The following is a 24,177-nucleotide window of genomic DNA, read 5'->3' as shown; positions in this document are numbered from 1 at the left end:
ACCTCTCGGGGTCGCTCAGGCGAAGATGATGTTCAAGACGACGACGATCGCCAGGGCGATCCCGGCCAGCAGCCACGGTCGGCGGTACCAGCCGGAGTCCTCACCGGTGGTGGAGGCCCTGCGCGACTCGCGCGGGGTCAGCGAGTGCACCAGGCCCACCAGCTCGGAGTCGGGCTTGGGCCGGGTGAACATGGTGACGACGACGCTGACGAGGATGTCGACCACGAAGGCCGCGCCCGCGCCGACGAAGCTCGCACCCTGCGAGGACAGGGCCAGCACGCCGGTCTCGGCGAGCAGGAACACGCCCACGGCCGCGAGGGTTCCCGCCGCCAGACCGCTCCAGCCGGCGTGGGGCGTCATCCGCTTCCAGTACATACCGAGGATGAACGTGGCGAACAGCGGCGCGTTGAAGAACGAGAACAGCTGCTGCAGGTAGTCCATCAGGTTGGAGTAGCCCGAGGCGATGAACGCCGTGCCCACGGCGCCGACGGTGGCGCCGACCGTGACCCACCGTCCCATGCCCAGGTAGTAGGAGTCGGGCCGGTTCTTGACGACGTAGGCCTGCCAGATGTCGTACGTGAACACGGTGTTGAACGAGCTCAGGTTGGCGGCCATACCGGCCATGAACGACGCGAGCAGACCGGCCAGGGCCACGCCCAGCAGCCCGTTGGGGAGCACGTCGCGCATCAGCAGCAGGATCGCGTCGTTGTAGTCGACACCGGGGTTCTCACCGGCCTTGAGCTGGACCATCTCCGAGACGCTCACGCCCGCGATCATGCCGGGGATGATGACGATGAACGGGATGAACAGCTTGGGGAAGGCGCCGATGATGGGGGTGCGCATCGCGGCCGACATGCTCTTGGAGGCCATGGCGCGCTGCACCTCGACGAAGTTCGTCGTCCAGTAGCCGAACGCGAGGACGAAGCCGAGGCCGAAGACGATGCCGAGGATGCTCAGGAAGCTGTCGCCGAAACCGGTCAGCGCGTTGCCCGGCCAGGCGGAGAGCTGTTCGGCGCCCTGCGGTGAGGCGGTGACCTCCTCCACCAGGCCCGACCAGCCGCCGACCCGGTTCAGCCCCGCCAGGGTCAGCGGCAGCAGCGCCGCGACGATGACGAAGAACTGGAGCACCTCGTTGTAGATCGCCGCGGAGAGCCCGCCCAGCGCGGTGTAGCTGAGGACGATCGCGGCGGCGACCAGGAGCGACAGCCACAGCGGCCAGCCCAGCAGCGCGTCCACGATGGTCGCCAGCAGGAAGAGGTTGACGCCCGCGATCAGGATCTGGGCGACCGCGAAGCTGATCCCGTTGAGCAGGTGGGCGGCGGTGCCGAAGCGGCGGAGCATGAACTCGGGGACGCTGCGGACCTTGGAGCCGTAGTAGAACGGCATCATGACCAGGCCCAGGAACAGCATCGCCGGGACGGCGCCGATCCAGAAGTAGTGCATGGTCGGCATGCCGTAGTTGGCCCCGTTGGCCGACATGCCGATGATCTCGATGGCGCCGAGGTTGGCCGCGATGAAGGCCAGACCCGTCACCCAGGCGGGCAGGGAGCGCCCCGACAGGAAGAAGTCGAGGCTGTTGGAGACCGAACGCCGGGCGATGAAGCCGATGCCCAGCACGAACGCGAAGTACACCGCGAGCAGGGTGTAGTCGATGGCGTTGGCGTCCAGCCGCAGGGAGTCCTGTGCTAGCACGGTCACGTCGGCTGGTCCTCTCTCGACGCGGCGGCCCCTCCGCGGCAGGCCTGGCCGCACCATCGGAGGTGACGCGCGTGAGCCGTCACCGGATCGCGGGCGTCGGGGAACGCGGCGTCGCGAACCGGTACCCGTATCTCCACCTCAGGACGGGGTGCGCCCATGTTCTTACTCCGTTCACGCATGTGCGCCGTGCGCATGGGGACCATTCTCCACATTTTTCCACGGAACCAAACATTAACCATCAAGGTAAGCAACCATCTTGCACAAGTACCGGCGTGTCAAGGGGCTGGCGCCGCCCTGTTCGGGATGGCGTCCGGGGCACTGACCAGGCCGTGGGCACCGGAGAGGGCGGCGCTGCGGGAGGCCTCCTCCTCGGCGCCGGGGGGTGGGGCGCCTGTGCAACTACCCCGCCGAGACGGGCCTATCGTGTGCTTTCGGGGCTTTTCCTCATGAAATCCCGCCGTCGGGGACAGCCCGGAGGCAGCGGGAAAACCGTGGGCGGGCGGCACCCGAAGGAGGGTTGACGCTGCGCGACCCCGCCCTTACGATGCACGCACGGTGATGAGGCGTACTCGCCACCGTGAACGACACCCGCCCCCACCCCACGGCACACGACCCCCCGTGCCGGCACGGACGCCCGGCGTACCACCCCCGCACCCGGGCGGACCGAGAACGGACCGCGACGCGCGACCTGTCCCGCGACCGGCGCCCGCACGACCCCCGCTTCCGGAGTCCGTCACACGCCACTCGCGCGACGCGCTTTGTTAGCGCTAACAAAGCGTCGGCGACACGCTCTCGCGTGGTGGTCGAACACCCATCGCCCCTGGCCCCGACCTCCCGGCCGGGGAACTCCGCGAACCGGAACACGGCGCCGCCACGGCGACGCCACCCCCCACCCCCCAGAACCGAGCCCCGGGAGGCTCCCCGTGACACGACAACCGCACACCCCCTCCACCCCCCTCTCACGCCGCGGAATGCTGGGCGCCGCCCTGGCGGCGGGTGCGCTGGCCGCGACCACGACCGCGGCCGACGTGATCTCCCCCCGCCCCGCCGCTGCCGCCGACTACCCCGGCCCCGGCCACGTGACCGGCGACGTCCGGGTGCACGACCCTTCCTTCGTCCGGCGACCCGACGGCGGTTACCTGATCGCCCACACCGGCGACGGCGTGGCCCTGAAGACCTCCGCCGACCGGACCGCCTTCCGCGACGCGGGCCCGGCCTTCCCCGGCGGCGCCCCGTGGACCAGCCCCTACACGGGCGGCGCCCGCAACCTGTGGGCCCCGCACCTGTCCCACGCCGACGGGCGGTACCGCCTCTACTACTCCGCCTCGACCTTCGGCTCCAACCGGTCCGCGATCTTCCTGGCCACCAGCACCAGCGGGAACTCCGGCACCTGGCGCGACGAGGGCCTGGTCATCGAGTCGTTCCCCTCCGACGACTTCAACGCCATCGACCCCCACCTGGAGGTGGACAGCCAGGGCCGCTGGTGGCTGGCGTTCGGCTCGTTCTGGTCGGGGATCAAGATGGTCCGCATCGACCCGGCGACCGGCAGGCGCGGTGACCGCGTCCTGCACTCGATCGCGGGCCGCGGCGGCGACGCCGTCGAGGCCCCGACCCTCTTCCAGCGCGGCGGCTGGTACTACCTGTTCGTCTCCTTCGACCTGTGCTGCCGGGGGGCGGACAGCACCTACCGCATCATGGTCGGCCGCTCCGCCAACATCACCGGCCCCTACGTCGACCGCGCCGGAAGGGCCATGACCGCGGGCGGCGGCACCGAGGTCCTGTCCGGCCACGGCGGCGTCCACGGCCCCGGCCACCAGGACGTCTTCGCCGACACCGACCACGACATCCTCGCCTACCACTACTACGCCGACGACGGCACGGCGCTGCTGGGCCTCAACTGGCTCGGCTGGGACTCCGCCGGATGGCCCTACGTGCACTGACACCGGCCGGGGGACGGCCCGGAGCCGACCCGCCCCGAACCCGGAGCGGTAACCGGGGCGGGGCGCGGCCGCGCCGCCAGCGGGACACGTACCCACCGCGGTGGGTACGGTTCGCCCCGCCCCGCCCCGCGGGACGGGGCGCGCCGCCGACGGGACCGGTCAGCGGCCCCGGTCGGGCCCCGGGAAGGTGAGAACGCCGATCTCGGGGGCTCCGGGCAGACCGGGCTCGCTGACCAGGCGCCCGGTCGCACCGGCTTCCTCCGCGAGCCCGGCGATGCTGAGGTTCTCCCACACGTAGCTGTCGCTGGTGCTGCGCACCACCGTGTCGCCGCGGAGGACCTTCCAGGTGGTCTCCCACCGGAGGACCTCGGTCTCGGCGCCCTCGACGGGTTCGGCCCGCGTCCACCATTCGTAGGTCTGCTCGCCGATGCGTTCCCGCAGCATACGGAAGGGGGGAACGGCTCTGGCGGAACCGGTGCCCATGAGTTCCACGACGATCGGCGCACCGGGCGGGACATGGGCCCTCAGCTCGTGCCACAGCGCCAGCCGCTCGTCCTTGGTCAGGTGGCCGATCACCCCGAAGACGACCACCGCGCCGACCCGGTCGGGCAGCCGCAGGTGTTGGGCGGGTTCGGCGCTGATGGTCACGCGTCGGCGCAGGTCGTCGTTGCCGACGACCCGGCTGGTGAGCATCGCCCGCATGGGCGTGGACGGTTCCGCGGCGATGATCGGAGCACTCGGCAGGGCCTCCGCTATCACTTCGGTGATGCGGCCCGTGCCGGCTCCGATCTCGACGACGGGGCCGGAGCCGGGGGCGACCCCGGCCAGCGCCGCGCGCAGCGGTCCGGCACTGGTGCGCACATGGCGTGCCGCGACCATCTCGTAGAACTCGGCCGAGGCCGTGTAGTAGTCGGCGACCATGGTGATCTCCCTTGTCGTGGTGGCGTCAGGGTGTGCTGGGCCAGGCGGGTGCCGTCTCGGCCGGTGCGTGGCCCAGGGCCCGGGCGACGGCCGCCGCGACCCGGCGGCGCTGTTGGGCGAGGAAGAAGTGACCGCCCGGGAACACCTCGGTCGTGACCTCGCCGGTCGTCGTGGTCTTCCAGGTCGCCGCGTCCTCCTCGGAGCACTCCGGGTCCTGTGCGCCGACGAAGACGTGCACGGGCGTGTCGAGCGGTTCGGCCCGGGTGGGCTGGTAGGTCTCGATCAACCGGTAGTCGTTGCGCACGTAGCGCAGAACCGCGGTCCGCAGCTCCTCGTCGGCCAGGACCTCCGGCGGGGTGCCGCCAAGCCGGGTCAGGTCGGCCGCCAGGTGCTCGTCGTCGCGCAGGTGGACGTCTCCGGGCCTGACGTGGAGGGGCGCGGGCCGTCCCGACGCGAACAGCCGGACCGGGGCCGGGATCGCCCTCCGGCGCGCCTCGACGGCCACCTCGTAGGCGACGGCGCTTCCCATGCTGTGGCCCAGGAGCGCGTAGGGGCGGTCCAGGAGGGGGGCGAGCGCGTCCACGACCGCGTCGACGACCTCGGGCATCGTGTCGACCATGGGATCCCCGAACCGGTCCTCGCGCCCGGGGTACTGCACGGTCAGCGCTTCGATACCGGGGGGCAGCAGGTACTGCCACGGTCTCAGCGAGGACGCCGATCCCCCGGCGTGGGGCAGGCAGACGAGCCGCACGTCCGCGCGTGGGCGGTGCTGGGGCCGACGCAGCCACGGGCTGATGGGCGGGTGCCTCAGGTCCATGGGAATTCCACTCCTCGCGTTCTTTTCCGGTGAGAATAGAATGGCTTTTAATGGCACCGCTATTGGCGACGTCGGTGACATTGATCTCGGATCGCATATTGCCAATCGGGTTGGAAATCGGATCCGTGCGCTGTAAAGTTATCAGTGAAGATCAGTCGAATTCTCCGTTTCCCCGATTTTTCTTGCCGTTTTTGAACCCTGCACAGAAGGGCTGGTGTGCGTATGACCGACGCCGACCGCGCGAGGCTTCCGGGTTTTCCCATGCCGCGCGAGTGTCCGTTCTCTGCGCCGAGCGCCTACGCCGACCTGCGCGGGCGGGGGCCCGTGTCGCAGGTGCGTTTGCCCACCGGCCGCACGGCCTGGGTGGTCACCGGCTACCAGGAGGTCCGCGCGGTACTCGCCGACCCCCGTGTGAGCGCGGACATCCGCCGCCCCGGCTTCCCCGCGCTGGTGGAGGGTGAGCAGGAGGCCGGCACGAAGACGACGCCGTTCATCCGGATGGACCCGCCCGAGCACTCGCGGTTCCGCCGGATGCTGCTGGCCGAGATGACGGTGCGCAAGGCCCGCCGGATGCGCCGTGATATCCAGCGGATCGTCGATGACCGGATCGACGAATTGCTGGCCTACGGACCGCCGGCCGATCTGGTGACCCATTTCGCCCACGTGGTCTCCAGTACCGTCATGTGCGAACTGATCGGGTTGCGTCGCGGCGACCAGCTGTTTCGGCGCGTCACCGAGACCCTGGGCTCGCAGGTCTTCGGAGGGGGCGGCAGCACAGCCGAGGGCGCCAGCGAAGGCATCGGAGCCCTGGGCGCCGTGGTGGAGGACGCCGTGCGCGCGAAGGAGAGCGCCCCCGGCGAGGACCTGCTGAGCCGACTGGTCCACGAGCAGTTGCGTTCGGGCGAGCTGACCCGGCAGGAACTGGTGACCACGATCAGCATCCTGATCGTCGCGGGATGGGAGACCACCACCAACCAGATCGCGCTGAGCGTGCTCGCACTGCTGCAGCGGCCCGACCTGCTCGACCGGCTGCGACGCGACCCCGCGGTGCTCCCGCAGGCGGTCGAGGAACTCCTGCGGGCGCTCTCCGTGGGAGACTCCATCGCGCTGCGCACGGCGACCGAGGACATCGAGGTCGGCGGGACCGTGATCCCCGCCGGCGACGGGATCATCCCGTTGCTGGCGGCGGCCGACCACGACCCCGCGGTGTTCCCCGACCCCGAGCGGATCGACTTCGACCGCACCGGCAGGACCCACGTGGCGTTCAGCTACGGGATCCACCAGTGCGTCGGCCAGAACATCGCCCGCCTCGAACTGGGTGTCGCCATCGGCACCCTGGTCGACCGGATGCCCGGGCTGCGGGCGGCCGAGCCGTTCGAGTCGGTCCGCTTTCGTCACGACGGAATCGCCTTCGGACCCGAACGGGTACTCGTCACGTGGTGACCGAACCGTCCCCCGGCGCCGTGAGCGTACCCAGGTAGGGCACGCTCGCGGTGTGGGGTGCGGGCGGCGGGGTGAGGCGCAGACCGCACTCCCGGGCGAGCTGTGCGAGCTCCAGCGTGTACCAGCGGTACTGCTCCCGGACCTCGCGTACGGGCTCATCCCCCCGGAAGACGCGCCACGCGGTGTCGAGGCGCATCCGGTCCGGGCCGTCCGGTTCTCCGGACATCCACCACTCGTACCGCTGGTCGCCGAGCTCGGCGTGGCGCAGGAGGGTCGGGCGGATCGTCGTGGGCTCGCGCATCCCCGTCAGCTCGACCACGATCGGGGCCCCGGGCGCCAGGCGCCGGGCCAGCCCCAGCAGGAGTTCGCGTCGGAGGTCGGGTTCGAGGTGACCCAGCACCCCGCAGACCACGACCCCGCACAGCCGTTCGGGGAGGACTCCCGGCTCCAGCAGGCGCTCCGCGGCGTGGGGCAGGACGGTCACCCTCCGCGCGAGCCCGGGGTCGTCGCCGACCCGGGCCGTGAGCAGGGCGCGCATCCCCGCGGCGGGTTCGGTGGCGATCAGCCGGGAGTCGGGGTAGGCCGCCGCGACCTGCCGGGTGACCAGTCCGCTGCCCGCACCGATGTCCACCAGGAGCCCGGCGCCCGGGTCGATCCCGGAAAGGCACGCGACGACCGCGGGGCCGGTGCGGGCGGTGTGCTCGCGCGCACCGAGGTCGAAGAACTCCGCGGCCTCGTTGTAGTCCGACAGGTCCGCCGCGTGCGGGCGGGCCGGTTCACCGGCAAGGGCCGGGCGGGCCTCGTCGGCCCGGGGGCCGGCGGACCCCGCCGGGGCGCCGGGCGACGCGAGCACGGCGGGAGCCAGGGGTTCGGGGTCGGCGGGACGGATCAGCTCCGGTGGTCCCAGACGGGCCATCAGGTCCCGCCAGACCGCGAAGACCGCGAGGTCGTGCTGGGCCGACCGGAGCGGGTCCCCGCCCGCGGCGATCGCCGCGGCGAAGCCGTCGAGGGCCTCGCCGATCGCCTCGGGCCACAGCTCCGAGAAGATGTCGGAGATGCGGGGCGCCGGGTCCACCCGGTCCAGGACCGCCGACGCGGGCAGCCGGAGCGCCTCGGCACCGGCCTCGGGCGTGAACACCAGCCGGTGCCCGGAGTCCCGGGGGGAGTGCACCCGCGGGTGCCACAGCACCGGACCGTGGGTGTCGGCCAGGGTCAGGACCCCGCCTTCGGTACCCACCGCCACGCGGTGCCAGAAGAGGGAGTGGTTGTCGCGGTCGCCGGGATGGAGCTGGTTGTGCACCCGCAACGTCAGCGGGGCACCGGCGATGGCGCCGTGCAGCAGCCTCAGCGGCGCCTCGCCGTTCGCGGCCGCGGCGACGTCCTCGGGCACCGGAGCCGGATCGCCCAGCCGCCAGGGGCGTGTACCGCCCAGGGCGCGGGCCAGGATGTCGATCAGGGGGGCCAGAACGTGGACCGGGGCCGCCGCGTCGACGAACAGGACGCGCTGCAGCCTCCTCAGCCTGCCGGCCGCCTCGATGAAGCCGCGCACCGGGGCCACGTGGGGGTAGTGGGTGTTGACCTGGAACTGCCGGTTGGCCCGCCGCGCCGCGCGCAGGGACTCCGACAGCTCGTCGGGGTGCAGCGGGTGCTCCTGGAGCACGTGCACCCCCCTGTCGAGCAGGGTGCGCGCGAGCTCCGAGCCCCTACCGCCCATGACCGCCGCGGGAACCGCCACGAAGGCGGCGTCGATGTCGTCGGGCAGCTCCTCCGGGGAGGTGTGGCAGGGTACACCGTGCCGTGCGGCCAGCTCCCGGGAGTAACGGCTGCCCGTGGAGAGGATCCCCGCCAGGGTGAACTCCGGGTGGCGCTGGACGGCGTCGATGTAGAGGCGGCCGAAGTTCGTGCCGCAGACGACGGCGCGCAGCGGCGCCGGGGCGCTCACAGTTCACCGTCCTCGACGGCGGCGTCCGCGTCCCCGGGGTCCGGCAGCGCGGAGGCGTGCTCATGGACCGCGAACTCCGCGTCCCCGTTGGCGCTGAGCGCCGCCACCGTGGCTCGCGGATCCATCGCCTCGGCGGCGTAGTGCAGCCCCCTGCCGATGCGGCCGGCGAGGACGTCCAGGACCGCGAGCGCCGCGACCGCGCCGGTGAGCTGGTAGCTGCTCTCGCTGTACACGACGCAGGTGCGCGCCCAGTCCTGCCCCGAGAGGCCGAACACCAGGCGGTAGTAGGGCGCGCTGCCCGCGGCGTCGACCTCGGCCGCGCGCCGGATGCGCTCGGTCACCGCGGCCCGCTCCCCGGCTGTGTCCATCGGCAGCGTCGGCAGCGCGGTGAACAGTGCGCGCACCTGCGCTCCGGGGAAGACGTTGTACCAGTCGGCCTCGGCCAGGCCCATCCGCGCGGCCAGGCGCTCCACCTCGGCGGTCAGGAGCGGGTGCAGGGTGACCCGGTGGGGGAAGTAGGGGACCTCGGCGCCGTCGGCCACCCGCAGGGCCCTGTCGGCGCGGCGGCCGTGTCGCCAGGCCGCCAAGGGGCGGCCGAAGCGCTCGCCGCCCGCTCCGCCGGTGTCGAGGGAGAGCACGATGTCGGCCGCCACGCTCTCGGTCGCGTGCTCCAGCCCGCCGGCGTAACCGGTCATCCTGCGCGCCGGCCCCCTCCCGGGGTCGGCTCCGGCGAGCCAGAGGGGGACGAGGCCGGCCAGGCCGGGGACGGTCCCGGCCGAAAGGACGACGCAGCGGTCCGACCCGACCGCGCCCGACTCCGTCAGGGACTCGTGGACGGGGTCGTCGCCGAGGACGTCGACGACGTCGGCGCCCGCGGCCAGCCCGGCCCGGACGACGGTGTCCTTGAGCAGGTAGCTCGGTCCGGCGCAGTTGACCAACAGGGTGCAGTCCGCGCTGAACCGGGCGAGTGAGGCGGGGTCCAGGGCGTCGACCCCGACGGTCTCGCTGCCTTCGGGCCAGGGGCCCGGGGGCACGGCGGAGGGCCGCCGGGCTCCCAGGCGCAACGGGCCGACGCCGGCTTGGGCCAGGGCGGCGGCGGTATGGCGACCGACCGCGCCCGAGGCGCCGATGAGGCCGATCATGACGTCTTCCCTTCGATGATCTCGTGCAGGTGACCGTCCACGGTGGGGACGTTCTGACCCGTCATGCAGGTGAAGTGCTCGCCGGGGATGTCGCGGGTGCGCAGTTCGCCGAGGCAGATCCGCGCCCAGTGGTCGGCGATGGTGTCGGCGCTTCCCGGGAAGGGGTAGGCGCCGTTGTGCCGCAGGAAGGTGATGTCGCCCGCGTAGGGTTCGGCCCGGTGCCGGCTCAGCGCGAAGATGCTCTGCTGGTAGGTGCGCAGCGCCCGCAGCAGGCCCTCGGGCTGGTAGGTGTCGGCGAGCTCGGGCGGCAGCGCCTCGCACATGCGCTTCACCCGGGCCATCCTGGGCAGCGCCTCCAGGGCCTCGAAGGAGGCCCCGACATCGGCGAACTCCCCGTCCAGATCGGCGATCGCGCCGTCCAGGACGGCCTCCGGAGAACGGTCGAGCAGGGCGGAGACCGCCTCACCGACGCGGTCGGAGTCGGCGGGGAACCCGATACGGGCCTGGTCCATGCCCATCATGAGCGAGAAGGAGTACTCGGAGAGCAGCTCGTCGTCGATACGGAAGGTCGGGCTGTGGCTGCTGATGACCGTGAGACTCCGGACGGTGGCACCGGCCTCGGCGAGCCCGCGGGCCACCTCGGTGGCGATGACCCCGCCCACGCAGTAGCCGACGACGTCGACCCGCGTGTGCCCGGCGTCGATCAGGGCGCGCACGTACTCGGCGGCCGTGCGGTCGATGAGCCCGTTCGGGTCGGCGTTGCGGAAGTCCTCGGGCGCCGGCAGCTCCAGACCCACCAGGCCGTGTCCTTCGGTGGAACGGGCGCGGAGCCGGGTGACCAGGGGCCGGTACGGGAGCAGGGTCCCCGTTCCGGCGTGTACGAGCACGGTCACCGGGGCGCCGGGCCGGGGCGCGATCAGCTCCACCAGCGGCGAGTTCTCGGCCTCGTCCTCCGCTTCGGGGGCGGAGAGTTCGCGCAGGTAGGCTGCCAGGCCCGCGATGGTCGGTCGGCGCAGCAGGTGGCGCAGGACCACCTCCCACTCGAGGTCCCACTCATGCCCGGCCAACCCGTCGCGCAGCCGCCCGACGATGCGGGCCACCAGCAGCGAGTCGCCGCCCAGCGCGAAGAGGTCGTCGTCGCGTCCGATGTGCTCCGTTTCGAGCAGCTCGGCCCACAGGTCCGCCAGTGCGCGTTCGAGGTCGTCGCGGGGCGTCTGGTCACCGGCCTCCTCCGCGGAGCCGGTTCCCAGCTGGAGCGACCGCTTCTCCAGCGCGCCGCGGTCCAGTTTGCCGTTCTCCGTTCTCGGCAGGGCGTCGACGATCTCCCAGTGCGAGGGCACCGAGTACTCGGGGAGCAGCTCGTGGCCGCGGCGCGTCAGTGATTCCACCGCCACCGGGGCCTGCATCGGTTTGGCCTGGACCAGATACACGTGCTGTCCGAAGGCCCGGGCCGTTTCGGGGTCCTCGGGGAACTCCGCGGCGATCCGGCGGCCGCTGTCGCCGTCGCCGAGCAGCTCCCGCCACTGTTCGTGGCGAAGGAACGTCTGCTCCCGCTCCTGGCGGACGTCGGTGAACGGCCCCGCGTGCTCGGCCATGAACTCCGCGGAGACGCGGAGCGCGTGGTCGTCGTCATCGGTGTTGGCCAGCAGGAGCATCCACCCGCCCGGCGCCACCAGGGTGGAGAGCCGGTCCAGGGCGGCGTTCGCGTCGGGGAGGTTGTCCAGGACGCCGACGCAGACCAGCAGGTCGACGGAGTTGCGCGCCAGTCCCTGTTCGGCCGGGTCCTGCGCGGGGTCGAAGGCCGCGCAGCGCACCCGGGGGTCGTCGGAGAAGTTCCGCTCGAACGCGGAGCGGTTCTGGGCCGACCCGTCGGTCGCCAGGTAGTCGACCGGGTGGTCGGAGAGGGCGGACAGCAGGTCGGCGGCCACTCCGCCGCCGCGCAGTCCGACCTCCATGACCCGCAGCGGGTCCGGGGTGTCGCGGGTCCGGGCGATCTCGGCGGCCGCGGCGGCCAGGACCGAACGCAGTGCCGAGGAGCCCGCGTTCTCCGCGTAGGCGGCGGTCAGCGCCTGCGGATCGGCTCCGGAGAACGGCCGGGCCGCCGCCTCCTCACGGCCGGCGACCAGGTCGGACAGGTGCTCGGCGCTGGAACGCACCGTGGCGAACAGCTCGGTGCTCCACCCCGCCTTGCTTTCGAGTCGGGCCGCCTCGGCCCAGGCGCGGGCGGTGGCCTGCGGACCGGGGGCACGCAGGCCGCTCAGCTTCCCCTGGGGCGTGCGCTCCAGGAGACCGGCCGTGACGAGCCCGTTCAGCCAGCGCCGTACCAGCCGGTGGTGTGCGGGGGCCGCTCCCAGAGCGTCGGACACCTCTTCCGGTGAGTACGCGCCGCCATCGGCGAACACCGGCGCGAGCGTGTCGGCGACGGACGCCGCGGCCGCCTCGCTGAGCGCGGCGCGGAACGCGGCGAGCCCCGCGGTGTCCACCCGCCGCCCGGCCTCCCGGGCGGCGTTCCGGACGGCGGGGACCAGCGTCTCGGGGATGGGGAGGGGGGTGTCCAGACGGGCGGGTTCGACGAAGGCCGTCAGGCTCTGTCCCGCGCCCGTGGGCGCGGTGCCGCGCCCGCCGGTGAGCACGACCGCGGCGGCGCCCACCTCGGGCAGCGACTCCACCGCCGCCTGGACGTCGCCGAGTTCGATCCGGTAGCCGCGGATCTTGACCTGCTGGTCCTCGCGTCCGAGGAACTCGATCACCCCGTCGGGCCAGTAGCGGCCCATGTCACCGGTGCGGTAGAGGCGCTCACCGGTCTCCGGGTGCCGGATGAACCGGGCCTCGGTCCGCTCCTGGTCGCCGAAGTAGCCCTGCGCCAGGCCGACGCCTCCGATGTACAGCTCGCCGACGACCAGGTCGGGGCAGGGGCGCAGCGCCGTGTCGAGGACGTGGAACGTCTGGTTGTCCATCGGCCTGCCGTAGGGGATGCTGCGCCAGGCGGGGTCGACCCGGTCGATCGGGTGGTGGATGGACCAGATGGAGGCCTCGGTGGCCCCGCCGAGACTGTGCACCGCCATGTTCGGGGCCCAGGACCGCACGGCCTCGGGCAGGGCGGTGGGGATCCAGTCCCCCGACAGCAGCGCGACGCGCAGGGACGGCAGGGGCGGGTCGTCGGCGCGCAGGTAGTCGTGCACCATCTGGAGCTGCCCCGGTACCGAGTTCCAGAAGGTGACCTGCCTGTTCCGGACGGTCTCGATCCACTCGGAGGGGTCACCGCGGCGCGCGGGGTCCGGCAGCACCACGGCCGCCCCCACCGCCAGCGGGCCGAAGATGTCGTAGACGGACAGGTCGAAGCCGAGCTGGGCCAGCGCGAGGACACGGTCGTCGGCGGTCACGCCGAACCTGCGGTTGACGTCGGTGATCGTGTTCAACGCCGCGGCGTGGCTGATCATGACGCCCTTGGGCGCCCCGGTCGACCCCGAGGTGTAGATGACGTAGGCCAGGTCGTCGGGGCTGGTGTCGGGCCGCGGCGCGGGACCGGACACGGGAGGGAGGCCGTCGACGGCGACGGTCCTGCACCCCGGGGGCCACTCGCCCTCCTCGACCAGCCAGGACTGGGTCAGGACCACCGAGGCACCGGCGTCGGTGAGGATCGCCCCGCGGCGCTGCGGCGGCTGCGTGGTGTCCAGGGGAAGGTAGGCGGCTCCCGCGAGCAGGGTGCCCAGGACACCGGCGACCTGCTCCCATCCCTTCTCCATCGTGATGGCGACGAGGTCGCCCGCGCCGACACCGCTGGCGCCCAGCGCCCGTGCGACAGCCGTCGCGTGCGCGACCAGCTCGCCGTAGGTCAGCGAGCGGTCCCGGTCGAGGACGGCGACGCGCCGGGGGTCGCGCTCGGCGGCCGCGAGCACCCCGTCCTGCAGCAGGGCGCGCGGCACCGGAGCACTGGTGTCGTTGACCCGCTCACGGACGGCGCGGGTGGCTTCGGGCAGCTCGATGCGGGCCGCCTCGTTCCAGGCGTCCGGATCCTCCGCGAGGCGGGTCATGAGGGCCGTGAAGGCGGCGAAGAGGTCGGCGGCGGTGTCACCGCCCAGGACCCCCTCACGGACGTCCCAGCTCAGGGCCAGTTCATCGGCGCGTTCCATGACCTGGCAGTCGAGCCAGACCTGGGGGGTCTGGGTCTGGGCGTGCCGGATCGCGGCCGCGGGGCGGCGGGCCGCCGCGGAGCCGAGCGTGCTGGTGAACACGACCGGCATGAGCACGGTGTCGCTGTCGCTGCGACGGGTGAGGTCGGCCAGGACCTGGCTCCCGGTGTACAGGGAGTGCTCCAGGTCCTCCAGCAGGGTGTCGCGCAGGGTGGCGGCGCGTTCGGCGAACGTCTGCGCGGGCCGCAGGTCGACGGCGAGGAGCTCGACGGAGGTGAAGTCCCCCACGAGGCGATCGACGTCGGCGTGCAGGGGCAGGCGGGTGAAGGTGGGGACGTTGAGCGTGAACCGGGGACTGCGGCTCCAGCGGCCCAGCACCTCGGCGTAGGCGGCCATCGCGGCGGCCGAGGCGGTGACGCCCGCGCGGACGGCGTTGGCCTCGAAGGACGCGCGCTGTTCGGCGCTCAGCACCTCCTCGAAGCGCCGGAAGGCGCCGACCTGCCCGCCGTCCGCGGGCAGCGGCAGGTCGGGGGCGGGAGGCAGGGTGGGCAGCCGTCGGGTCCAGTAGTCGCGTGCCCGGTCGTACTCACCGGTCAGGGTCTGGTTGCGGCGCGCCAGGACGTAGTCGCGGAACCCGATCTCCAGGGTCTCGCCCTCCCGGCCGTGGTACGTGTCCTCCAGCTCGGACAGGACCAGCAGCAGGCTGGCGTAGTCGACGATGAGCTGGTCGATCGACAGGTGCAGGATGAGTTCGTCGTCGCAGCGCGTCATGCGCAGCTCGAACAGCGGCGGCACGTCGGTGGGAGGAACCCTGGAGGCCAGCTCGCGACGCACCAGGTCCACACGCGCCTCGACCTCGGCGGAGGCGGCACCGCGCAGGTCGGCGGTCGGCACCGGCGTCTCCGGGATCTCCGGAAGCACCTCCTGGAAACCGTCGGGGTGGACCACCGCACGCAGCATGCCGTGGCGGCGCACCACGGACCACCAGGAGTCCTGGAGCCGTTCCGGGTCGGTGTCGGCCGGGAAGGAGAGTTCGACGTAGACGTGACAGGCCACTCCGCCGTACCCGTAGGCGCTGCCGCGGCCGACCAGGTAGGCGGCCTGGATGTCGGTCAGCGGGAAGGGGGTGCCGGCCTGCTGGGGGTCGGGGGTGATTCGGGCGGCGCGGCGGCGCGCGGTCAGGTGGGAGAGGACCTCGGCACGGTTCTCGCGCAGCAGGGCCTTGCGCTCTTCGGTCAGCACGCCCTTGGGGGCTCGGAACCGCAGGGCACCGCCGTCCTCCCAGAGCCGGATGCCGTCCTTCTCCATTTCGGAAACGATCTGATGGGCGTTCAAAGGACTCCGCTTTCTTCGTCGTCGCGGGAGGCGAGCGCGTGGTCGACCTGTCGCGCCAGGTCGGCGAGGGTGGATGCGGTGAGGAACGAACGGACCGAGATCTCGACGCCGAACGCCTCGCCCGTGGCCGTGACCAGGCGCAGCGCGCTCAGGCTGTCGCCGCCGGCGGCGAAGAAGTCGGCGTAGCGGTGGTCGGCCCGCGTGCCCAGGACCTCGGTCCACACGGCGGCGATCCGGATCTCGGTCTCCCCCGTGGGCGGGCCCGAGGCGGCGTGCTCCTCGGCGACGGCCAGTTCGGCCAGCGCGCCGCGGTCGACGGCGCCCGCGGCGGTCAGGGGCAGGCGGGGCAGCCGGGTGAGCCGGGCCGGCACGGCGAAGGGGGGCAGCAGGTCGGCCAGGTGCCGGGAGAGGCCGTCCGCCTCCCCGTCGTCAGCGGTCACTATGAAGGCGTGGAGCCGCCGTTCGCGCCCCTCCCCCACGGTGACCACCGCCGCGTGGACGACGCCCGGGTGGGATTCGACCGCGCTCTCGACGGCGCCGAGGTCGACGCGGCGACCGCTGAGTACGACCTGCGGCTCGGGGCCGAGGAACTCGACCGTGCCGTCCGGCAGGTACCGGGCCCGGACACCCGCCGGGCGCAGGCGTCCGACCGGCTCGGACGGGTCGGCGGGACCGCCGATCCAGAGGTCGCCGATCACCTGGTCGGGGCATTCCCGGCCCACGGAGTCCACGACGCGCAACCGGTGGCCCGGCAGAGGAGTCCCGGACGGCGCGGAGCGGTCCGCGCCGCCGTCGAGCTCGACGGCGCTCGCCCAGCCGGAGACACCGTGGCCGCCGTACAGCGCCACGAGTGCTCCTCCACCGCCGGTGGCCCCGCGCAGGCGCCCGGGCAGGCCGCTGCTCACCCGGTCGCCCGAGACGAGCGCCAGGCGAAGGCCCCGCAGCGGCACCCCCTCCTCGGTCGAGGCCGCCGCGATCAACTCGTCGAGCAGCGTCGGCGGGCCGTTCCACACCGTCGCGCCGTGCTCGGCGGCCAGCGCGACCGCGGTGTGCGGGTCACCCGTCCCCTCGGTCCCGGGGCACACGAGTGCGCCGCCGACGCCGAGCGGACCGAACACGGTGAACGCGCCCACTCCGGCCTCCGGGGGGTCGACCGCGAGCACCCGGTCCCGCGCGTCGACGCCGAACCTCTCACGCACCGCCGCGATCGTCGCCACCGCCGACCGGTGATCGACGAACTCGACGACGGGGTCCTCCCCGTCCTGACCGGCTCCGACGGTGACGTAGGCCGGTGCTCCGGGATCGGCGGCGACCGCGCCCCGCAGGGGTTCGGCTGCCGCCAGATCCCCGATGTCGGCCTGCTCCGGTCCATCCGCGCGCCCGGGACCGACGATCACGGTACGGGCACCGGCCGCCCGCTGGTCGGCTTCGCGCCGCGACCGGGGCGCCCCCGGGTCGGTCAGCAGGTAGGCCGCGCCGACGGAGAGCACACCCAGGATCCCGACGACCCGGTCGGTTCCGGAGGGCAGGGCGACAGCGACGACGTCGCCGGGGCCCACGCCCCGCTCCGCCAGTCCGCCCGCGACCCGGGCGGCCCGCGCGGCGAGCCCGCCGTAGGTGAGGGGTTCGTGCTCCGGCGCTCCCAGTACGGCGGGGAGGTCCGGCCGCTCCTGCGCCCGGCGCAGGACCTCGCCGTGGAGGGTGCCCTCCGAGGCGGCGGGGAGGGCGCCCTGAGCGGGGAGGCGCACGTCCGCCTGGGCGCGCGGCAGCACCGGCGGGGCGGCCGTGTCCCAGTCGTTCTCGGCCAGCCAGGCCAGCATCGCGTTGTAGGCGTCGAACATGGCGTCGAGCACGCCGGGACGGAACAGCTCCTCGATGGCGTCCCAGGTGACCATGACACCGCCGTGGGACTCGGTGACCTGGTTGTCCAGAAGCACCTGCGGGGTCTGGGAGATGCCCCACACCTTCTCGGGGAAACCGTCGGAGAGGTCCTTGACGGTGCGGTCGCCCACCCCGACGGAGCTGCTGAAGACCACGGGCATGGCCGCGTCGACCGCGCCGGTGCGCTTGGCGAGCTCCTGGAGCAGCCAGGTCACGGAGGCCTCGCGGTTGTCGAGGTCCTCGCTCATGACGCGCTGGAGGCGGTGGGCGGCGTCCGACCAGGGCTCCCCGGTGCGCGGCTCGTACCCGAGCAGGGAGACCGAGGTGAAATCGCCCATGATCAGGTCGATGCGGGGGTGGACCGGCTGCCTGTTGAACAGGGTGAGGTTGACCGCCACGTCCGGGTGGTCGCTCCACGCCGACAGGACTTCGGCGTAGCAGGTGAGCAGGACGACCGACGGTGTCAGGCCGTGTGCTCGGGCCTTGTCGGTGATCGCCTCCCACGACTTCGCGCGGACGGGGCGCTGGCGCCGGGTGAAGCGGGGGCGCTCCACGGTGGAGGGGTCGGCGACCAGCGGGAGCGCGGGCGCCGGAGGCAGCGTCTGGAGCCGGCGCGTCCAGTGCCGGCGCGCGTGCTCGACCGCGTCGGGGTCGGGCTCGGAGTGCAGGACGTAGTCGCGGAAGGAGACGTCGATCGGCTCCAGCTCCGCCTCGGGGTCGCTGTAGAGCCGGTCGAGCTCCCCGTACAGGGCGATGATGGACGCGGCGTCGAGGACGATGTAGTCGAGCCCGATCGCCAGGCGCGTGCGCGTCGCGCCGCCGCTGGGGTAGCGCACGGCCCGCAGTTCGAACAGGGGCCACCGGGTCAGGTCGATGCTCAGGTGGGAAGCCTCTTCGCGCAGCCTGGCCAGGGCCTCCTCCGCCTCCTCCGCGGAGTCGACCTCCGTGACCGCCACCGTGACCGGTGGCGCCTGCGGCAGGATGCGTTGCCGTCCGTCCTCGTCGAAGACGGCGCGCAGCATCTCGTGCCGGTCCACCAGGGCCGCCCAGACGCGTTCGAAGCGGTCGAGGTCGAAGTCGGCGCCGTCGAACTCGCTGTAGTGGTAGGTACCCACGCCCCCGAGGGAGAGCCTGCTGTCGCGCCCGATCCAGAACGCCCTCTGGACGTCGGTCATCGGGAAGGGCTGGTGGCGGTTGGCCGGGTCGCCCTCTCCCAGGACGGCGCTGGTCGACGGCTCCTGCCGTGTGAGCGTGGCGGCGAAGTCGGCCAGCGCGGGCGAGGAGAACAGGCGCGCGACCCGCGCTCCGCCGACGCCCCGTTCCCGCAGGGCGCCGATCATCCGGGTCGCCAGCAGCGAGTCACCGCCCAGGGCGAAGAACCCGTCGTCGCGCCGGATGGCCCCGACGCCCAGGAGCTCGCCCCAGACCTCGGCCACCACGGTCTCGGCCCATCCCCGCGGGGACTGGTCCTCGACGCGCTCGCCTTCGGGTGCGCGGCCGGTCACGGCCTCCGCCAGCGCCTCGGCGCGCCGCCGGTCGAGCTTGCCGTTGGCGGTCAGGGGGAGTTCGTCCACCAGCACGGTCTGGGAGGGGACCATGTAGGAGGGGAGGTTGCGCTCCAAAGCGGCGCGGAGCTGCGCCTCGGCCGCCGGCCCCGTCGCCCCGGCCGCCACCAGGGCGAGCCTGCGCGGTGTGCCCGTGATGAGCGCGACCGCGGCCGTGACCGCCGGGCACGAGGCGGCGGCCGCTTCGACCTCGCCCAGCTCGATGCGGTGTCCGCGTAGTTTCACCTGGTGGTCGGCACGGCCGAGGAATTCCAGGACGCCGTCGGACCGGTAGCGCGCCCGGTCCCCGGTGCGGTACCACCGGCGGCCCTGGTCGGTCACGAACTTGTCGGCGGTGCGCTCGGGGTCGCCGCGGTAGCCGGTCGCCAGTCCCGCGCCGCTGACCCACAGCTCGCCCGCCACCCAGTCGGGGCGGTCGCGGCCGCGGTGGTCCACGACCCGGGCGCGCATGTTGGGCAGCGGCCTGCCCCACGGGACCGAGGCCCACGAGGGGTCGACCCGGTCGACCTCGAACACCGTGGAGTGCACGGCGGCCTCGGTCATCCCGCCCAGGGCGGTGAACCGGGCGCCCGGGACCAGGGCGCGCAGGCGCGCGGGCTGGTCGAGACCGACCCAGTCACCGCCGAGCAGCACGAACCGCAGCTGGTCGCCGAGGCCCTCGGGACGTGACTCGGCGGCGGTCAGCACCATGTCGAGCAGAGCGGGCACGCAGTTCAGGAGCGTGACCCCGTGCTCACGGATCATCGTGACCCAGTGGTGGGCGTCGCGGCGGGACTCGTCTCCGACGAGGACCACCGAACCTCCCGCGGACAGGGGGGCGAAGAGGTCGTAGACGGACATGTCGAAGTCCAGGTCCGCCAGTGCCAGGCCCCGGTCCCGCGGCCCCACGTCGAAGTGGTCGTTCAGAGCGGCGATGGTGTTCATGGCCGCCGCGTGCGCGACCTCCACGCCCTTCGGAACCCCGGTGGAACCGGAGGTGAAGATGACGTAGGCGGTCGTGTCGAGGGGCTGCCGGAGCTCCGGCTGCGCGGGTGCGAGCCGGTCCGCGTCCTCGATCCGCACGACCGGCGTCCCCTGCCGGCCCCGCGGTGGGTCGGTGAACCGGTCGGCGTGCGCGGAGTCGGTGAGCACGGCCGCGGCGTCGGCCGCGTTCAGGACGCGCGCCATCCGATCCGCGGGCTGTTCCACCCCGACGGGGATGTAGGCGGCGCCCGCGCCCAGGACTCCGAGCACCGCGGCGACCTGTTCCACGCCACGGGGCAGGCTGACCACCACGGCGTCGCCCGGCACCACCCCCGCCTCCGACAGCAGCGCGCTGACACGACCCGCGCGATCGGCGAGCACGGCGTAGGTCACCGGTTCGCCGGAGTCGGGGACCAGCGCGACGGCTGCGGGATTCTCGCGTGCGGAGCGGAAGAAGCCCTCGTGCAGCCGTTCGGTCACGGCGGGCGCGTCGGTGGCGTTGACCGCTTCGCGCACGCGCGCCTGAGCCGCGGGCAACGGCGGATCCGCGGGCCTGGTCCACGCCGAGGCGTCGTCGACCAGGTCCTCGACGAGGTCGCGGTAGGCCGCGAACGCGGCCTCGGGAACGCCCGGCTCGAACGCGCGGTGCCGCACGTCCCAGTTCAGGAGCAGCCCGCCGTCGAGTTCGGTCACCTGGGCGTCCAGCCAGACCTGGGGGCCCTGGGAGATGATCCACACCGGATCGCCGAACGCGTTCCTGACCTCGGAGTCGTAGATCTCGCCCAGGCCCAGGGCGCTGGTGTAGACGACGGGGGCCAGGGCCGGCACGCCGTCGGAGGTGCGGGAGAGGTCCCGGAGCACCTCGACACCGGAGTAGGAGCCGTGGGCGGCCGCCGTGCGCAGGCGGGTCTGTACGTGGCGCGCGGACTCGGCGAAGGTCCGCTCCTCGGTGAGGTCGACGTCGAGCAGGATCGAGCTGCTGAAGTCGCCGACGAGCGATTCGGCCCCCGCCAGGTCCAGGTCGCGGTGGAACAGCGGGAGGTTCAGCAGGAATCTCGGGGAGTCGCTCCAGGCCCCGAGGGCCTCGGCGAAGGCGGCCGCCAACGCGGCGGCGGGGGTGACCCCGTGGCCGCGTGCGGCGGCGATCAGCCGTTCCTTGCGCTCGGGGTCGAGCCAGTGGTGCAGCCGGGTGGTCGGGTGGAAGCGCGGCGAGGAGGAGTCCGGGTCGAGCGGGTCCACGACGGTGGGAAGGGCCGGTGGGGCGCTCAGCGATTCCAGGTGCCCGCTCCACCAGGCGCGGTCCTCCTCCCGTTCCCTCGCCCGGGTGGTCTCGGCCGCGCTCAGGTAGGCGCGGTAGTCCAGGGGGATCTCCGGAAGGTCCGCGTCGGGGTCGGCGTAGAGCAGTTGGAGGTCGCGCAGCAGCACCCGCATGCTCGCGGCGTCGGCCGCCAGCATGTCGAGGTCGATGTGCAGCCGGGTGGCGCCGCCGGGGCGGAGCGTCAGCGCGAGGTCGAAGACCTCGCCCCGCTCAACGTCCATCCGCCGGTGGGTGTAGTACTCGCGCAGTTCGGCCAGCACCTGGTCGACCCGCTCGGCCGTCTCCTCCCGCAGGTCGCGCACGGTCAGCGCGGGTTCGGGTTGGCGGTCCAGCACGCGCTGGCGGCCGTCGTCGAGCACGGTGACGCGCAGCATCCCGTGGCGGCGGCGCAGCGCCGTCACCGCGGCCTCAAGGCGTGCCGCGTCGACTCCCGAGCCGTCGAGCTCGGCGTAGAAGTGCGCGCCGACCCCGCCGAGGGGCTGGCCCGGCTGGCGCCCGATCCAGTAGGCGTGCTGCATGGCGGCGAGCGGGAAGGGGCCGCCGGGGTCCTCCGCCTCGGGGCCCGGCCCCCCGGCCGGACCGGTCGGCGCCAGGAGGTGCTGCCAACCGCGCAGGGTCGCCGCTTCCGCGAGTTCGTCGAAGCCGACCCCCAGACCGGCGCGCCGCCACCGCGAGGCCAGGCGCATCAGGGCGATGGAGTCCAGGCCGAGCTCGAACAAGTCGTCATCCGGGCCGACCTCCTCCGGGGGGATGTCCACCAGCGCGGCGACCGCGGCGCGCAGTTCCCCTTCCGTCGTGGGCACCGTTGGCGGATCGGCTGGCAGCGACACGCGTGATCGTCTCCTTGACTCGCAGCGGGCTTCGGGGGCCGACCTGAACCCGGTGGGAGCCGGGGGCCGATGATTCGCTTGAAAACGAAAACCGTTATCTTTTTTATCCTAAGCTGGGCGCCGAGCGCGATCCCCCCTATGTGTGGCATAGAACGCAAAAGGAGCAGAGATGACCAAGAGCGCAAACATGCCCGTAACAGCTCCGGAGCAGGACTGGCCGGGGTGGCCGGAGGAGGCGAGCCAGCGCTACCGGGCGGCCGGGTTCTGGCGCGAGGAGGTCCTGGCCGACCTGCTGACGCACCAGGCGGAGCAGCGCCCCGACGCCGTCGCGCTCGTCGACGGCGAGCGCCGGTGGTCCTACGCCGAGCTGGCCGCGGAGGCGAGGGCGGTGGCGGCCGGGCTGTACCGGCGGGGGCTGCGCCGGGGCGACCGGGTGGTGGTGCAGCTGCCCAACCGGGCGGAGTTCCTGCTGCTCTGGTTCGGGCTGCAGTACCTCGGCGCGGTCCCGGTCCACGCCATGCCCGGGCACCGGGGACACGAGATCTCCCACCTCCTGCGGGTCACCCGCGCGGTCGGTTACGCGGTGGCCGACCGCCACGCGCGGTTCGACTACCGGACGCTGGCCGCGTCCATGCGCGAGGAGCACGGGGAGCTGCGCCATGTGATCGTCGTCGGCGACACCGGCGGACTCGAGGCCGCCGTCGGCTTCGAGGACCTGCGCTCCGACGCCTCCGGTGAGCGCGCCCCCGACTCCGGACGCCCCGCCGCCGGCGACATCGGTCTCCTCCTGCTCTCCGGCGGGACCACGGGGACGCCCAAGCTCATCCCGCGCACGCACCGGGACTACGCCTACAACGCCCGCGCCGCGGCGGCCGCATGCGACCTGACTCCGGACAGCGTCTACCTCGCGGTACTGCCCGTCGCCTTCAACTTCACGATGTCCTGCCCGGGGGTCCTGGGCGCGCTCACCGCGGGCGCGACGGTGGTCATGGCGCCCAGCCCCGCCCCCGAGTCGGCGTTCCCCCTGATCGAACGCGAGGGCGTGACCGTCACGGCGCTCAGTCCGCCGATGGTGCCCGTGTGGCTGGAGGCCTACGCCGACCGGGCTCCGGGCTCAGCGGAGCTGGACAGCCTCTCGGTCCTCCAGGTGGGGGGAGCGCGGCTGGCCGACGACCTCGCGCGCCGCGTCCGCCCGACGCTGGGGTGCCGCCTGCAGCAGGTGTTCGGCATGGCCGAGGGCCTGATCAACGTCACCCGCCTCGACGACCCCGAGGAGCTGGTGTGCACCACGCAGGGGCGCCCCATCTCCACCGGTGACGAGGTACGGGTGGTCGACGAGTCGGGTGCCCCCGTGCCCGTCGGCGCCGTGGGCGAGCTGCTGACACGGGGCCCCTACACACTGCGCGGCTACTACCGCGCCCCCGAACTCGCCACCACGCACTTCACACCCGACGGGTTCTACCGGACCGGCGACCTCGTCCGGCTCCGCCCCAGCGGCCACATCAATGTCGTCGGCCGGGTGAAGGACCAGATCAACCGCGGCGGCGAGAAGATCGACGCCACCGAGGTGGAGGGCCAGCTGCTCGCCCACCCGGACGTGTCGGCGGTCGCCCTGGTGGCCGCCCCCGACCCGGACCTCGGCGAGCGGTCGGTCGCCTTCCTGGTCTGCGCGGGCACCCCTCCCACGGTGCGCGAACTCGGTGCCTTCCTGCGCGGGAGGGGCCTGGCCGGCTACAAGGCCCCCGACCGGATCGAGGCCGTCGACGCGCTGCCCCTGACCCCCGTGGGCAAGGTCGACAAGAACGCCCTGCGCGAGCGGATCCGGTGAGGGCCTTCGCCACCTTCCGCGACCGGAGCGACACGTAGAGCGCTGCGACCTCAGCCACACGGACGAACGCTTCTGGCGAAAATGATTATCATTTACGATCACACAAGCGCCTTCGGGCGTTCGGCGGCCCTGTCCGGGCCGCTCCACAGTGAGGAGGACGTCCCCGCGTGCGAGTCACCGTCCACCCCGAGGTCTGCATCGGCGCTGGCCAGTGCGTCATCGCCGCCGACCGGGTATTCGACCAGGGCGAGGAGGACGGGCTCGTGCGACTGCGCACCGACCGGCCCGGCCCCCGCGATGCCGCGCACGTGCGCAACGCGGTCGACCGCTGCCCCTCCGGCGCGATCGAGCTCACCTCGGACTGAACCCTGGGCGCGCTCTCCCCCCGCTCCTCCCCCGGCCCCGCACGGGAAGGGGATCT

At 73.1% G+C, this 24,177-nt stretch carries 11 protein-coding genes; 4 read left to right on the top strand and 7 right to left on the bottom strand.

Translation table 11 applies throughout. The annotated features are described in order from the left end of the window. Positions 1–15: 15 nt before the first annotated feature. On the bottom strand, positions 16–1,698 hold the full coding sequence (locus tag HGB44_RS16065; protein ID WP_061078586.1) for a sodium:solute symporter family protein: 1,683 nt from the start codon (positions 1,696–1,698) through the stop codon (positions 16–18). Between the two features lie 923 nt (positions 1,699–2,621). Here HGB44_RS16065 and HGB44_RS16060 point away from each other — a divergent pair. Next, positions 2,622–3,638, top strand: coding sequence for an arabinan endo-1,5-alpha-L-arabinosidase (locus HGB44_RS16060; RefSeq protein ID WP_231972220.1), 1,017 nt, complete (start codon positions 2,622–2,624; stop codon positions 3,636–3,638). Positions 3,639–3,797: 159 nt separating this feature from the next. Here HGB44_RS16060 and HGB44_RS16055 read toward each other — a convergent pair whose 3' ends face one another. After that, positions 3,798–4,559 carry a class I SAM-dependent methyltransferase gene (locus tag HGB44_RS16055; RefSeq protein ID WP_061078585.1) on the bottom strand — a complete coding sequence of 254 codons (762 nt, stop codon included), beginning with the start codon at positions 4,557–4,559 and terminating at the stop codon, positions 3,798–3,800. Between the two features lie 25 nt (positions 4,560–4,584). Then, positions 4,585–5,376 (bottom strand): thioesterase II family protein, encoded by a 792-nt coding sequence (locus HGB44_RS16050; RefSeq protein WP_061078584.1) that lies wholly within the window; start codon positions 5,374–5,376, stop codon positions 4,585–4,587. Positions 5,377–5,598: 222 nt separating this feature from the next. Between HGB44_RS16050 and HGB44_RS16045 the strand changes: the two genes are divergently transcribed. Further along, positions 5,599–6,819 (top strand): cytochrome P450, encoded by a 1,221-nt coding sequence (locus tag HGB44_RS16045; RefSeq protein ID WP_061078583.1) that lies wholly within the window; start codon positions 5,599–5,601, stop codon positions 6,817–6,819. Here HGB44_RS16045 and HGB44_RS16040 read toward each other — a convergent pair. From HGB44_RS16040 to HGB44_RS16025, 4 genes are read right to left on the bottom strand one after another with little or no spacing between them, the layout of a single operon-like run. Continuing rightward, complete coding sequence (locus HGB44_RS16040; protein WP_061078582.1) at positions 6,809–8,761, bottom strand: Gfo/Idh/MocA family oxidoreductase; 1,953 nt, start codon at positions 8,759–8,761, stop codon at positions 6,809–6,811. The two genes, HGB44_RS16045 and HGB44_RS16040, sit on opposite strands and share 11 nt — an antisense overlap. Next, positions 8,758–9,903: an NAD-dependent epimerase/dehydratase family protein gene (locus HGB44_RS16035; protein WP_061078581.1), complete on the bottom strand. Its 1,146-nt coding sequence runs from the start codon at positions 9,901–9,903 to the stop codon at positions 8,758–8,760. Before HGB44_RS16035 ends, HGB44_RS16040 begins: the two co-directional genes overlap by 4 nt. Then, positions 9,900–15,371 carry a non-ribosomal peptide synthetase gene (locus tag HGB44_RS16030; RefSeq protein WP_061078580.1) on the bottom strand — a complete coding sequence of 1,824 codons (5,472 nt, stop codon included), beginning with the start codon at positions 15,369–15,371 and terminating at the stop codon, positions 9,900–9,902. The genes HGB44_RS16035 and HGB44_RS16030 overlap by 4 nt, the downstream gene beginning before the upstream one ends. Next, positions 15,368–21,928, bottom strand: a complete 6,561-nt coding sequence (locus tag HGB44_RS16025; RefSeq protein WP_231972217.1) for a non-ribosomal peptide synthetase — start codon at positions 21,926–21,928, stop codon at positions 15,368–15,370. Before HGB44_RS16025 ends, HGB44_RS16030 begins: the two co-directional genes overlap by 4 nt. Positions 21,929–22,097: 169 nt before the next feature. Here HGB44_RS16025 and HGB44_RS16020 point away from each other — a divergent pair, with 169 nt between their 5' ends. Next, on the top strand, positions 22,098–23,756 hold the full coding sequence (locus tag HGB44_RS16020; RefSeq protein WP_082768191.1) for a (2,3-dihydroxybenzoyl)adenylate synthase: 1,659 nt from the start codon (positions 22,098–22,100) through the stop codon (positions 23,754–23,756). Between the two features lie 167 nt (positions 23,757–23,923). Then, positions 23,924–24,121, top strand: coding sequence for a ferredoxin (locus tag HGB44_RS16015; protein WP_061078579.1), 198 nt, complete (start codon positions 23,924–23,926; stop codon positions 24,119–24,121). Positions 24,122–24,177: the final 56 nt, after the last annotated feature.

The sequence above is a fragment of the Nocardiopsis alborubida genome, assembly GCF_012396365.1.
Taxonomy (GTDB): Bacteria; Actinomycetota; Actinomycetes; order Streptosporangiales; family Streptosporangiaceae; genus Nocardiopsis; species Nocardiopsis alborubida.
The sequence above is the reverse complement of the archived record's forward strand: the minus strand, read 5'-3'. Positions and strand labels throughout refer to the sequence as shown.